Source organism: Alphaproteobacteria bacterium, from assembly GCA_023898745.1.
Taxonomy (GTDB): domain Bacteria; phylum Pseudomonadota; class Alphaproteobacteria.
This window is the reverse complement of record CP060237.1, coordinates 320,132-334,297: the sequence shown is the minus strand read 5'-3', so window position 1 is coordinate 334,297 and position 14,166 is coordinate 320,132. Positions and strand designations below refer to the sequence as shown.

General features: G+C 39.0%; 11 protein-coding genes and 2 tRNA genes. 9 read left to right on the top strand and 4 right to left on the bottom strand.

The genetic code is table 11. The annotated features are described in order from the left end of the window. Positions 1-12: 12 nt before the first annotated feature. Positions 13-1,092 carry a phage portal protein gene (locus H6850_01675; protein ID USO02679.1) on the bottom strand — a complete coding sequence of 360 codons (1,080 nt, stop codon included), beginning with the start codon at positions 1,090-1,092 and terminating at the stop codon, positions 13-15. Between the two features lie 237 nt (positions 1,093-1,329). On the opposite strand from H6850_01675, the gene H6850_01670 reads away from it, so the two are divergent. The 3 genes from H6850_01670 (at position 1,330) to H6850_01660 (ending at position 3,568) form a co-directional block, all read left to right on the top strand. Then, positions 1,330-1,405: transfer RNA gene (locus H6850_01670), tRNA-Phe, on the top strand. Between the two features lie 77 nt (positions 1,406-1,482). Then, positions 1,483-3,018, top strand: coding sequence for a hypothetical protein (locus tag H6850_01665; protein ID USO02678.1), 1,536 nt, complete (start codon positions 1,483-1,485; stop codon positions 3,016-3,018). Positions 3,019-3,082: 64 nt separating this feature from the next. Then, positions 3,083-3,568 carry a hypothetical protein gene (locus H6850_01660; protein USO02677.1) on the top strand — a complete coding sequence of 162 codons (486 nt, stop codon included), beginning with the start codon at positions 3,083-3,085 and terminating at the stop codon, positions 3,566-3,568. 67 nt (positions 3,569-3,635) lie between these two features. Here H6850_01660 and H6850_01655 read toward each other — a convergent pair. After that, positions 3,636-3,710 (bottom strand) — tRNA-Val (locus H6850_01655). A 428-nt stretch (positions 3,711-4,138) separates the two neighbouring features. Between H6850_01655 and H6850_01650 the strand changes: the two genes are divergently transcribed. The 5 genes from H6850_01650 to H6850_01630 all read left to right on the top strand — a co-directional run bounded on the left by H6850_01650 (position 4,139) and on the right by H6850_01630 (position 8,902). Next, a complete protein-coding gene (locus H6850_01650; GenBank protein USO02676.1) occupies positions 4,139-4,696 on the top strand; it encodes a DUF2628 domain-containing protein in 558 nt (185 codons plus the stop codon). Positions 4,697-4,722: 26 nt separating this feature from the next. Further along, positions 4,723-6,027 (top strand): hypothetical protein, encoded by a 1,305-nt coding sequence (locus tag H6850_01645; protein USO02675.1) that lies wholly within the window; start codon positions 4,723-4,725, stop codon positions 6,025-6,027. Between the two features lie 21 nt (positions 6,028-6,048). Next, positions 6,049-7,197 carry an LD-carboxypeptidase gene (locus tag H6850_01640; protein USO02674.1) on the top strand — a complete coding sequence of 383 codons (1,149 nt, stop codon included), beginning with the start codon at positions 6,049-6,051 and terminating at the stop codon, positions 7,195-7,197. A gap of 174 nt (positions 7,198-7,371) precedes the next feature. Continuing rightward, on the top strand, positions 7,372-8,031 hold the full coding sequence (ybeY, locus tag H6850_01635; GenBank protein USO02673.1) for an rRNA maturation RNase YbeY: 660 nt from the start codon (positions 7,372-7,374) through the stop codon (positions 8,029-8,031). Continuing rightward, positions 8,021-8,902, top strand: coding sequence for a CBS domain-containing protein (locus H6850_01630; protein ID USO02672.1), 882 nt, complete (start codon positions 8,021-8,023; stop codon positions 8,900-8,902). The genes ybeY and H6850_01630 overlap by 11 nt, the downstream gene beginning before the upstream one ends. A gap of 247 nt (positions 8,903-9,149) precedes the next feature. Here H6850_01630 and H6850_01625 read toward each other — a convergent pair whose 3' ends face one another. Both H6850_01625 and H6850_01620 read right to left on the bottom strand, forming a co-directional pair. After that, positions 9,150-10,577: a protein kinase gene (locus tag H6850_01625; GenBank protein ID USO02671.1), complete on the bottom strand. Its 1,428-nt coding sequence runs from the start codon at positions 10,575-10,577 to the stop codon at positions 9,150-9,152. 432 nt (positions 10,578-11,009) lie between these two features. Continuing rightward, positions 11,010-11,726 carry a hypothetical protein gene (locus H6850_01620; protein USO02670.1) on the bottom strand — a complete coding sequence of 239 codons (717 nt, stop codon included), beginning with the start codon at positions 11,724-11,726 and terminating at the stop codon, positions 11,010-11,012. Positions 11,727-11,831: 105 nt separating this feature from the next. On the opposite strand from H6850_01620, the gene H6850_01615 reads away from it, so the two are divergent. Further along, positions 11,832-13,526: a leucine-rich repeat protein gene (locus tag H6850_01615; protein USO02669.1), complete on the top strand. Its 1,695-nt coding sequence runs from the start codon at positions 11,832-11,834 to the stop codon at positions 13,524-13,526. The last annotated feature ends 640 nt before the right edge of the window (positions 13,527-14,166 follow it).

The window sequence follows — 14,166 nt, the reverse complement described above, 5'->3', positions numbered from 1 at the left end:
GGTGCCCTGCTATTACGACACATCTTTTGGAGAATACCCCACAGCCTCCCGCTTCTCATCATCCGTCAAAAACTTACATGCATTTAATTTACTCCATTTTTCATCATGCTGTGATGTCAGTGCAGATATATGATCTGTATTAAATTCAAAGTGTAAATCACTATCGTAACACCTGTGCAAAAATGTGTTGAGCATCGAAATTATCTTGGTTAACAAGGGAATTACAGTATCTTCCCACAGCTGCATCCGCGCCTCTTTGTAATTGTTGTAACTTGCCTTATCAATTAGCCCCACCAAAATCGGTGACACACCAAAACTTGTGGCAATTTCGCATGCTGCCCCATTTTTCGCAGATAAGAAATCCATATCTTTAGGTGACAACCCCATCTCGATCCATTTGAATTTTCCTTCTAACACTAAAATGCGCCCCGCATTAATTTCACCCGTATAATAAGCATTAACATTGCGACGTAACTCCTCTCTTTGAATGCTTGTCATATATTCATTTTCCAACATCAATGCTCCCGTTGGTCGTCCGCCGTTTTTTATGAGACTTATATTATGCATCACAATGGAATTGTAATATTCGATCGCCTGAATCGCAGCTTCAACAGGACTCAAACCATAATGCTCTTGCCGTGGGTGAAATGTTTTGAGATGCAACACATCCTCTACACAATGCATCTTTTGATCTTCAGTTTTATAATGTGTAATTTCACCAAATTGATTCGTTACAATCGAAACAGTTTCAGGCTTGAGAAATCTAAACTGTCCATCTTGGAAATGCAAATATACATTCCCAAACAACAGATAATGTGAAATCACTTTCTCCATAAAGCTATGATAATTCATATGCAAAACTGGCTCTCTTATCAGATCTAACAAAGGGTGGTTGTCATGAATTTCATGTGTCTTATTGTATAAAATTAAAGGAATGCTGGCTGCACTTTTGGCAATTAAGCTGATACAGCGATACACGATGATGTTTTTTTCATAGCCATTTTTGGATAGTGCGGTATAGTTTTTCTCAGGGTATAACTGCGCTTTTTGTGCGGCAAAAAGAGAGATATGAGATTTTTTCTTAAAGAACATAGGTAAAAATTTGGGTGAATTATGCAACAAATTAGCTGGGGTTTTGGTTAGTGTCTATGGTTTTTGAACATTTGGGCTAAATTTTAGATGGCCCGCCTTCGCGCTACGCGCTTCGTCGAGGTGTCCACCTCACACACTTCGACACAGTCGTGTCAAAGCTAAATTTTGCCTTTGGCAAAATTAGTGAAGACGGACGGATAGACATACTCAACAAAACCATTTAATATTCAGTATGGGGCCCGGATAGCTCAGTTGGTAGAGCAAAGGACTGAAAATCCTTGTGTCGGTGGTTCGAGTCCGCCTCCGGGCACCATGTCTTTTAAAAAATCTTTGCTTCAATATGCTATATAGTTTAGGATATACCCACAGGTATCAATATATTATTAAAAAATGTTTTTAATTGCTACAACACTGCATATTGTTGAACAGCCAATTATGCAAGACCCTAGAGCTTTAGAGCTCAATCAAACCACCGAAACAATTGGAGAAATTGTTGAAGCAAAAATATTGCAGCAACAACAGTTTAAAACCACACTAGAAAATCCAAACTGGAAAGTTTTTGTTGAAAAAATGTTGTCCAAACCCCCAGAAAAAGATGATACGCACACAAAAGAAAAAAACACCATAATAGAAGACTTTCAACGCACAGGGGTAAAAATTTTATCTCATAACATCGAAAGTCTTAAATTATTAAAACGTCTCATCACGAACTATCAATACTCACAAACACATGAAGATTTGACAGCTATATTTTTAGATTTGTACACAAAATTTCTTGTAGTAGAGCACCAAAAATCAAGTTTAGATTTTTTCTCAAAAAAAGCATCTTCCCAACAAAAATCAACTATGGATACAAGCACACTCCTTAAATGCATAACAGAAGATATATTTTTATTTGATGCTAGTATATTTCATGAAATGATAGAGGTGTTAAGTGTATCATGTGGTAACGTTTTTTCAAGTCTTTTGCGAAACATAGGTGTGAAAAGGTATTCAGGCCTTAAAAGTCATCCTGAATTTTTAAAACTTGAACTAAAAACAAGCTTAAGCGTTTTGCTTCCAAAAATTACAAAAGAGGAATTCGCACGATATCCTGGCATAGGTACAACTGAAAACAGCAAGGTTATGCGAAATTTTCTATACACACGCACAACTGAAGAAAACGAATTCTTTGAAGGGGAGTACAGCATATTTGATGTTATGAGGCAAGATAGTTCTCTAACCGCTCAGTCATTTTTAAGTAAACTTGGAAAAATTCTTAGTATTCAAATATTAGCGCTCTTTGCATTACAGAAAAAGGCAATAGAATCTGTGGCATCACAATCTATAGCATCTATTGAAAAAAATAAAAACACCAAAACAAAACAAGTTAAACAACAGAGCTCTAAGCCAGAACAAAACACCGCAACTCACTCAACAACCAATACAGAACAAAAAACTTTTTCAACCCCTAATCAAGAACTCAATGATGATAACAACGAGACACCAAAAACCACACACTTTAATCCAACAAACTGTAACTCTATTGTTTCAAAACCAAATATCACCCAAACACATAAAAAAAATGCCGCGACACATATTAAAGACCTTAGACTAAAGTTAAAAGAACAAAACTACAAATACGACAAAGCTCTCAGCGTTTTAAAAAAGGTCTTTTCAGACGCATCAGTTTCTAAAACAACAAAAGGTCATTTGTTTAAAATACCAACGCTAAATCCTAAACACCCAATGTTGTATCGCTTTAGAGAGGAGATTGATGAACTAACAGAAAAAATGCAACAAACATTCTCAACTCACAAACCTCACCCGAGCGAATCATGGAAAACAGGATGGCGACATGCGCTGCTAGAGATGTTGGATGCAACAGGCTGGACGGATGAGGTTTTGGATGGAGTTTTAGAAGTAGAAAATCCCAAAGATGATTGATTTACCCTCTTGTTTTGACTTTAAAATAAGAAAACAGCTTATATAAAAAACCATTCTTTTTTTATTGGCCAAATATATTTTGATTGAAGGCGAAACCAAACACCCTAAACAAGTCATCACATATTATATGTCACCTCTGTGCAAATCGTGTTTTAAGTTTCACAAAAACCCATCTGTTGAGAAAGATACCATGATTATTTATCAACCTGTTTTAATGGGTGATCATGATGAGGCGCTGCAGATTTTTGTTTTGAGTTTAATTAAGAAGTTTAGAATATCTGAGTTTTGGCACATTAGTGAAAAGTTTTACAAATTTGAGCAGGATCCTGAACTCTCTCCTAATGAAATCGCTCAGAAACTAGGTTTTTCTGATGCACAGATAAAATGGATGAAGAACAATATTTCGTATCAAAAAATGGTGCATGCAGAGTTAAAAAATCCTATTGAAGCTAAATTGGTGGATGGTGAGATTCAGTATATGGTTTTAAAGGATGAAGAGATTGGGTATGTGCCGATGATAAAGCGAGGGGTTGTCATAGCGAAACCCTGAAAGGGTTGTGGCTATCCATGGATCACCACGTCGCTGCGCTCCTCGTGATGACACCTCAAACCACTAATGGTGATCACAACAGGATTTGAACCTGTGACCCCTACCATGTCAAGGTAGTGCTCTACCGCTGAGCTATGCGATCCTGATTAGTTTTAGCATATTTTTGTTAGATGAGCCACTCCGAAGTCTCGTCATGGCGAGCGAAGTGTGGCCATCTATTATGGATCAACACGTCGCTGCGCTCCTCGTGATGACGCTACCCCCCTGTTAAAAACCTGTGAATTCATATGTATAAAAAATGAAAAACCACCCCCTCTGTGGATAAGGTTAAAAACCCACCTAGTTTTCAATTAGTTTTTCACACCTAAAAAACATACTTTGAAACATTGTTTAAAACAAGATAGGTAGCACCTTTAGGTCACACTTTATAATTCAAAAATTACACTTTTCCACACTTTCCCCAGGGCCAACAAAAACAACCAAAATATATATTTATATAGTTATATTTATTAAACTTGAAAACTTTTATGAAATTGCTCACTATGAGTAAAATGATTCTTATTCAAATATATGGATAAAAAAGAATTTACAGCCTTTGTGTCATTTGATCCAAACAAACCAAGCCAGGATGCGGAGTATTATTTCAAACACAGAAACGAATCTATCAAACCTATCTGGACGAGTTTAATTTTTGGAACCTTCTGGTTTTTATATCGTCGCATGTATCTTGCGTTTTTTGTGATGTATTTTGTTGTTGGGTATGGATTGCAGTATTTCTTTATGGGTCAAGGATATGATTTTGGCGCTTCTGGTGCTTATAGCACGATGATCATCAACCTTGTGACTGCAATATTTGGCCATGGGTTGTTCATTAGCTTTGTCACGCACAAAATGGAAAAACTTAAACACCTAGGAACGCATGTGCGCTTGTTTGCACCATTTGCGATATTGATTCGCAACATTTTTGCAATTCTGATCATTCAGATTTTTGGTGTTTGGTTTAAGTTGGATTTCTTGATTTCCTGGGTATATCCATTTTTGTATGCTTCATTTTTCTACACCATTGCGCTTTATGTGTATTACTTTATGGACTGGCGGTGTCGCGGACTTTGCAAAACCTCGAGTTGACAAAACCCCCCTTTATCTTTGTATAGTTGTCTAAAGTTGATATTTTGATTTTACAAATGAAAAACAATAAATTTTCACAAAAGCTACTTAGTGGCTTTTCTACAATAACGTGCGCATCAGTTTTAATTCTTGGTGTTTCTAGTGGATCATATTTTTTAAGTGCTGGTGAAGAGGTTTCTGTTTCTGGTCAACAGCTTTTCGCTTTTTATGAGACTCTTAAAAATAATCAAGAGCTTAGTTTGAGTGATGGAGAGTATCAATCTCTAGGAATGGGGTTTAATGAATACAAAGGACTTCCTGAGGCGTTTCGCGCTTACCCTACAGAAGAAGCTTTTCATGGGGTTTTTAATTCACGGTTTTCATGGTTTTTTTCTGAGGATGTTTTTCCTGGAGAGAGGTTAGAGAAAATCAGAGCTAGCCTTGCTAAAGCACTTTTGAGTTATTCTCAACAAAACCCGAAAGAGCTTCCTGAGCTTAGGAGCGAATTAGCTAAACAAGCCTCTCTCGAAGAAAAGTCAAACGCTTTTCTTGAAAAATTAAACCAAAAGAAACAAGATTCTGATAAGAGATCTGGCGAATTAACCGAAGAGATTGAAAGTCTCAAGGGTAAAGTCGGTCGTCTTGGAGGGGTTTGCACTGCAATTTCTAACCTTTCTGAGGGGGATGTTGATCTGGATGGTAAGGCTTGTGGTGAGGCTTTGACTTTAGCAAGCGCTGCGCTAAAGGAAGCTCAACAAAACAAAACTCGTTTAGAGGGTGAGCAAAAGGCTTTAGACGCAAAGAAAGAACAAGTGCAGAGCGTTCTTGCGGAGTTTAGGTCTCTTGAAGGTGTTTGTAACAAACTTTCCGAAACAGAAAAAAAGCTAAAAGGGGAAGCTCAACAAGCGCTTGGTTTGACTGACACAAAAGAATCCCAAGAGATGTGTGAGGCTCTGCAAAGCAAGTGTCGCGCTTTAGAAAACGATAAAGAGGCTTTGGAGTCTTCTTTAAGTGCTGGTGAGTTTTTAGAGAATGCCTTGTCTCGTGCTGTACCTGATTTGGTAAGTCTTAGAGACCAAACAGAACATAAAGAGCTTGATTCTGTGAAGTCCATAATATCTGAAGCCCTGAGGTCGCTCAATGCAAAATCTAACGAGTTTAAAGAAAGCAAAAACAATAAAGAGCAAGAGCTTACTGGGGTTGTGTCACGACTTGAAGGTCTGGAAGAGTTGATTTCCGAACTAACAAGAGTTTCAAAAGACCTGTCTGAAAAGAAAGCTCAACTTGAAAAAATAGCTCAAGAGTGTGGAGAGTTTATCGCTCAAGGTGTTGCTACTGACTCTGCGGCATAAGAAAATTAAAAAAGAGGTTTTATGGCTTTGGGGTATGTTTTTCTCATAACATCTGGCGATGCCAAACACCCCGAAATTGCCAAAGAGGTTATCGGTCAACACAAAATCATTGGTGACTTAACGGACAACACATTTGAAACGCGGTTTAAAAACTTCAAAACAGCGCTGTCTTTAAATCCAAAGTATATCTGGTCTGTCAGAGGTGGGTTTGGCGCTTCCAGCACGCTTTATTTGTTGGAAAAACATGGTATTCGACCATCGCAAGACTCTGCGTATGTCGGGTTTAGCGACTCAACGTTTTTGCTTATGTGGTTTCGCACACATCAAAAGCTCGCGATTCACGGTCCACAACCTCATGCCAATACGGTGATTTACAAAAAAACAGGCTATAAACCTAATCGTAAGGTAAAATTCTCGTTCGATCCGATCAAAAAACGCATATATGGGTTTGAAACCCTACACAACCCCAAGAAACTTAAAACCTTAAAAGGCGCGATGATCGGCGGTAACCTAACTTGTATACATGATCAGCTTGGATCTAAAACCCAGTTGCAAGGTAATAATCAGGTTGTGTTTTTAGAGGAAACTAATGAAAAGTCTGGAAACCAGGAAAAATTAATTCAAGCCCTTATAGACGCAAAAACATTCGAGGGTGCAAAAGCTGTGTTTTTGGGTGATATGAATGAGCCAAAGCATATGGCGCTTATGATACACAGGCGTTACCCTCACCTTTTGATTGTTTATTCACCTAAATTTGGGCACGCGGATTACAACGGCTTTTTACCGTTTGGGTTTGAAATGAATATGGACCTTGAAACGCAAAAGTTTTATTTTGATAATCAAAAGCACTTACCCTACGAACCTGTTGTGTTTGATCGACCTCACCGTGTGATGCGTGGGGAGTTGGATATGGTGTCTTTGATTTCTCTTAATGGTCAATATAAGGTGAGATTAAAAAGTGATGTTGTGTTAACGCTTCAAAATCCAGATTATAGACCGCGCATTATTCGTAATATTGTGAGTTTGTTGCGCGCAGGAACCTTGAAAGAAAACACAACGGTGTCGATTAAAAAAGATGTTGTGATAGAGTATCCTGATAGTGATGAGGATAAAAGATTGATTGCGCAGGAGTTATGGAGGTTGTGTAAGTTGAGGATTGTATGGGTGTGATGAGGTGTGTCATGGCGAGTGTAGCGTGGCCATCCATTATGGATCACCACATCCGCCTACAGCAGGTTTGTGATGACGGGGGGCGGAGCGGTGGATTCGTGATGACGATAACTCCTTCGTCCTTCGTGATAACGATATTCGAGAGCCTCGCGTGATGACGGAGGGTGAGGCGACATGACAATAGACACAATAGACATAGATATTAGAAGCCCACTTTGGGAAGAGGTGAAAAGTGTTGATGAATGGGAGGGGTTTTTTTCTCGTGTTTTAAAACTCGTCATGGCGAGCGTAGCGTGGCCATCCATGGATCACCACGGCACTCCGCGCCTCGTGATGATGGCTCAGCCAGAAATTTCCCTCTCCCTCATTGAGGATGAGGAAATGCAAACCATCAATAAGAAATTTCGCAACAAAGATAAACCCACAAATGTACTAGCATTTCCTTCGGGTTTTTTACATATGGGTTGTCATCACGATGCCGTTCCGCCCCGTCATCACGAACCCGCCGTAGGTGGGTGTGGTGATCCAGAAAATGGGTCGCCACGTCGCTGCGCTCCTCGCGATGACGCGACTCTCAGCGAAACTCTTGCATTTTTCGCTGGTTTGTCGCAAAATACTTGCTTAGGAGATATCGTGTTATCGTTTGAAACGATCAAGCGCGAATCATTAGAGCAAAACAAATCTCTCACAGATCACATTACACATATGTTTGTGCACGGTGTATTGCATTTGCTGGGGTTTGATCACATAGAGGAGCGAGATAGAATCGAGATGGAAGAAGAAGAGATACAGATTTTAGAGAGCCTGGGGGTTAAAAATCCTTATGTTTCATAATATTTTTTCGAAAGTAATTTTTTTCTTTTTAAGAAACTTTCTCAAGTTGTGGCTAAGATTCACAAAAAAAGATCCAAGTGGTGAGATTGAGTCTACCGTGATCGACCTCATTCAAGAGGGTAAAAACGGTGAAGATGAAAAGATTGATGAGGATGAACGCGCTTTATTGCACAACGTCTTAGAACTCAAAGATACGCAGGTGAGTTCAATTAAAATTGCGCGTGCAGAAATTATTGCTCTATCCGATACATCCAAAACATCCGAGATTATTGAGTTGATGCGTAATAAAAACATGTCTCAGTTGATCATCTACAAAGAAGAGATTGATAACATCCTAGGGTATGTGGTGTTGGAAGATATCATGGCGTTTGAGCGTGAAGGTAAGGATAAGTTTGATATCAACACCTTTATGAAACCGATTGATTTTGTTTCACCTTCTCTACCAATTTTAGATTGCCTTATGGGTATGCGTGAAAATGGTCAAAAAATGGCGATTGTTGTGGATGAATATGGTGGCGTAGATGGATTAGTGACATTCACGGATTTGATTGAGGAAATTATTGGTGATATTCAACACGAAGAAACTGTTACCCCTCCTGGACAAATTGTGATTGAAGATAGTGGTGATGTTATTGCAGATGGGCATACACGCTTAGACGATCTTAATGAAGCAATTGGCACAAGCTTCAGAAGTGGTGATGACGATGATGATGTTTTAACCATTGCTGGTATGATCTGTGAAGTTGCGGGTCGTGTGCCTTCTCGTGGTGAGATTGTGCAGTATGAAGATGGTGTTGAGTTTGTGGTGTTGGATGCAACACCTCGTAAGATCAAGAGGGTTGCGATACGGGGTGTGAAGCTGAAGGAGTAACGCGTCATGGTGAGACCCTTTAGGGTCGTGGCCATCCATCCGTCTTCGCTAATTTTGCCTTCAGCAAAATTTAGCTACGACGAGATGATTTATCATCAAGTCGTAGCGTGTGAAACGGATGTCTCGCCGAAGCTCAAAGAGCGTAGGTGGGCTGTTCTTCTATGGATCACCACGTCGCTTCGCTCCTCGTGATGACGTTTTAGGTCGTTGTTGCGAGCGCTCGTCAGAATGTATGGTGATTGTTTTTTTACTTCAACCGTTCAGCAATCTCAGGGTGTAGTTGCGCAAGTTCTGGGTTTTGCTCAAACAATTCTTCTGTTGTGCTCTTTAAATAAGTTACTCTTGTGAGAGTTCTAACTGGATCAGGTCTGTCGTCGGGGTTATATGATAAAAGTTGTTCGCATAAATCTAACAAACCCTCATTTTCTTCAAAATCACCTCTAAATTTGTTGAGCTGTTCTAGCCTATCATCGATGGAAAAACTCTTTCTTTCTGATAAGAAGTTGTTTGAATCTGTTGTGTTGCATTCAAATGGATACTCACCTTCAGTTAGCATCCAAAACAAAACAACACCTAAAGAATAAAAATCACATCGAAAATCATATTTGGTAAAATCTGGGCTTACCATTTCTGGTGCCATAATTTCTTCCGTTCCGCATGCACGTGTTAAATCTCTAATACCAGCTTCCTGATCTGTTGAAAGCCCGAAATCTGCTAGAAATGGTTTGTTATGTCTGTCGATAAAGATGTTTTCTGGTTTTACGTCTCTGTGAACAAAGCCTGTTTTATGTGCGTACATCAAACTCAATAACATGCGAGCAAATGTGGATTTGATAAAAGAGGTCTCAAAAGATTCTTCTTGTTCCATAAAATCACTCAGATTGCATGCATAATTTGGCATCACCAAAAGCGCTTGAACGCCATTCGTAACAACTGCGCTTTTTGCAACAAAAGGGTGGTTTTGTGCAATTTGGTGATTTCTAAGTTCTGTAGCGCTTTCTGATGACATGTTTCCTGATAAGGGTAGCACTTTCACAACCAAGGGGTACTCTCCAGCTGAAACAGATCTAGCTCGTTCTTGGGACTTAAAGTGATGAAAGCGTGCTTTGTATAAACCGCAATTTCCTGTCGCATTATATCCAAATCCTTTTGCTCTAGTTAAAATGTCGACAATATTTTCTTTGTAATACGAAGGGGTGTTTCCTAGATCACCAACGAACTTTAAGTGTGGTAATTTCTGCCTGAAATCTTGCTGGAATTCGCAAAAATCTCTAGTGTTTTTAAAGTGCAAGCTGTAAAATTTTTGGTTGTATGTGAAAGATACTTTGCAACCCCTTGGTTGTAATTCTTCAACTGAGAAATGGGTTTCTTTAGAAAATTTAAATTTAACAACTCTGCTTTCGGGGTTTTCAAATTCAAAACCTTCATTTGTAATGCTTACGGAAATTTCAGGCCCAACCCTTTCGTTGTGCTCAACTTTAACGCTATGCATAGTGGTGCGTTGCCTTTCTCGTCTAATCCCTAAACCTCCTTGTTGAAAAGGTGTTTGAGTCGAAAATACTTCAGTAAAACGAGTTATGCTATTTTGTCGGGTGTGTGAAATCGTTTGCAAAACGCTTTGTTGACGGGGTTGAGAAGTTTGATAAGATGCTCCATATAACACCTTGAAAAACATATTTTTATTTTTTTGCGAGTAGGTTTTTATTATAGGAATTAAGTTTTTCTGTTTCAAGGGTTGGGGGTGAAATTTTTCAAATTTTAAGTGTGGAATGGATCATCAAGTTGCTCCGCTCTTCGTGATCTGACCCATCCCCGCAAATTTTCTAAAATCTATAAGGACAACGACCGTCATGGCGAGACCTTTTAGGGTCGTAGCCATCCATCCGTCTTCGCTAATTTTGCCTTCAGCAAAATTTAGCTACGACGAGATGATTTATCATCAAGTCGTAGCGTGTGAAACGGATGTCTCGCCGAAGCTCAAAGAGCGTAGGTGGGCTGTTCTTCTATGGATCACCACGGGGCTTCGTCCCTCGTGATGACGACTTAGAATATCCGTCATTGCGAGCATTCGTCAGAATGTGTGGCAATCCATAACGACGGTTAAAATTCACCCACGACAGTTGTCATTTTCATTATCAAATTTACGCTTTGGCAGACGCTCATATTCATCCCTCTTATACAACTCAAAGTAATCTGTTGCTTCTTCGATATTGTCGTTATGTAGGGCGATCATCGCATGTGCGAGATTTTTCACACGTGGTGTGTTTTTATGTTTTGCCCAAAAGCTTTTTTCAAAATACACAAACGCATGAACTTTATGCATAATCCAACGATCCAATTCTTGGTTATTTATTTTAAAGGCTTTCATGAGGTTAGCTCTGATATGGTGCATCATACCTTTTTTCTCTTGGAATCTTTTGCAATACGCCTTCCACTCTTTTTCAATCTCTTTATCTGTAGATTTAGGATCTAGCAAAACAAGATGAATTTTGGAATACTCCTTGCTCATACGCATAAATTCTTCAATCATCGGGTCGGATGGGTCCATATACGTGAGAGGTAAATCATACTTCAAGAGCTTATCAACCGGGCTCATGTCTTGCCACTCTCTTACGCGAAAATTGCTCATATTCAAATCATATAAAATCATCACCAAAATATGGAACTCTTGCATATGTGTTTTTCTGTATTTCCCTAAGACGCGATAGGCGCGGTTGATGCCAGAGGCTAATTTATCTTTTGTATAAACGCGCTCAAATTCTTGTGTGTTAGAGGTTTGATCTCCCATACCAAGGAAGGGTTGAAGGTAAAAGTTAAACAGCATAGTGTTGGGTGTTGCTTATTCTGCTGTAAGGAGGGGTGTGAGTGTTAAGATTTGGTTAATTGGGTGTTGTCTTGATTGGTGGCTGTCTAGTATCCAGAATGTATTTTGCTCTTTCCTTTTTTTCTCCCTATAGTTAAGCCAAAGCCTAAATTATATATCAAAATACATGCTTTTTATCACCTAAATGCAACATCTCCTGCGAAGGCAATCTATGCGCATTCACCTGCCCCGCTTTCTGGGCAACACTCCCAAGCTCAAGAACAGGTGGCTCAGGGTTCACAAGAAGCATGTGATGCTCCCGTTGGTGCAGCAGCTGCTGCAGCCGCTGATACCTCTGCGGCTAAAGAAAGGTTTCGAGCTATTGGATCGATTGTAGAGCCTCTTGATCCTAGACCCACAACAGGGCTTCAGATGTTAGGTCAGGCTTTAGCCTACATACCAGAAGATGAGAGAATAGCGTCTCTATTATTTAATGCAAAACACCGTAATATGGTTTTTGCCTCTCTTGCCCTTGCTAGAGAGTATCAAAGATTTGATCACTTTCTAGAGTTTCTTTCACTACAAGCTTTAGAACGTATGATAAGTATATTCTTTAAAGGTAATGATAAGTTCTTAGAAAAGTTAGACTTCTTCTGGGCTCGTAAAGAGGGTTCGTCCTCAGCTTTTTTTGCTACACAAGAGGATTTTATTAACATCAACACTCTAACAACAGATAATCCTGTGGTGCGTAAGATGCAAATGATCATTGCACATAAGTTTCCTGATGATGTGCTTTATGTTCATAAAACACATATTGAAGATGTAGCAAGGCAGTTTTGTCAAGCATATGCGCAGGAGTATAAAACATTGGATGAGATTGATTTTGAGCAAGAAGGCAAACCCATCAACTATAGGTTTGGCTTAAAGCCAAACTCTCATATCCTCATAACTCCACAAGATCTCCAAGATCACAAAGTTAACATTGAAACTGTGTCTAATGAATGTCCCGATGTAACATTTGTCATACATTGCAAAGATGAAGTTTTAACGCAAGGGTTTGATCTTCCTGAAACAAAAGCAACATTTGTATTAGCAGGGAATGTGAAAGAGATAGGTGTGGATGCTTTTAAAGACAAAACACTTGGATCGAAGTTGGATTTATCCAATGTGAAGAGGATAGGAAAATGGGCATTTCGCGGGGCAACCTTCACTAAAGGGATAAAACTATATAGTGATGTTGTGTTGGAAGGGGGTGCATTTCATGGAGCAATCTTTAAAGAGGATGTGAATTTACCCAATGTGAAGATTATAGGAAAATGGGTATTTTTGAGGGCAACCTTCATGAAAGGATTAACACTCAAAGATGATGTTGTGATGGAAGAGCAAGCATTTGAGCAGTGTATTTTTGAAAGTTGTCCATATTTTTCAAACCTTAAATTTTCAGATGAGACAAAAATAGAAAAAAATGCTTTTCAGGATGCGATACCTGAGAAGACGGTATGTCTTTCAAAAGTTTCCAATATACAACATTTTCTAAAACGGATGCATAGGGTATCATCCTACAACACATTAAGATTAAACTATCTTATGATTTCTTTAGGGTTACCATTGGACTGTGCTTATCGTTACGCCAAAATAGTTTTAAGCATACACCACATTCTTCTTAATCTTTTCAAACGCCCCGTGCTCAATCTGTCGCACACGTTCCTTAGAAATATCATATTCTTTTGCCAATTCGCTCAAGCTGATAGGCGGTTCATGAATGCGACGTTTTACGAAAATATCATATTCTCTGCGACTCAAAGACCCCATAGCACTTGAAATAGCCTTTCTGCGGTGTTTAAGCTCATCATTTTTCATCATTTTTTGGTCTGGTTGCTCACGTTTATCTTCCAACCAGTCGATCCATTCAGACTCATCATCAGCTTTGATTTTGGCATGTAATGATGCGTCTTTTTGCATGCGTTGATGCATATATATCACTTCATGTTCAGGTACATTAAGTTCTTTTGCGACTTTTGTGATATTTTCTGGAGATAATTCTTTGTATTTATGTTTCATTTTGGCCAAATTGAAGAACAATTTCTTTTGATCGGCGTTTTTCACCATGCGAACCAGGGAAATATTGGCCAAAATATAGTCATTGATCATCGCCTTGATCCACCAGTAGGCATATGTGTGAAATCGGAAGCCTTTTTCTACATCAAAATGTTTCAAAGCATGCATCATGCCAATATATCCTTCAGACTTTAAGTCATCCAAGGGCAGGCCATAGCCTCTATAGCCAAGCGCAATAAAGTTTACAAAGCGTTTGTGATTTTCAAACAATTTCTCTAAGGCTTTAGGATCTTGATGATTTTTCCAATCTTGAATAAGCTCTGCTTCCTCATGACGAGCCTGTTCATATGCACGTTTTTTAAGATCCTGCATGTTGTTGTATAACACTACCTTCAACAACAGT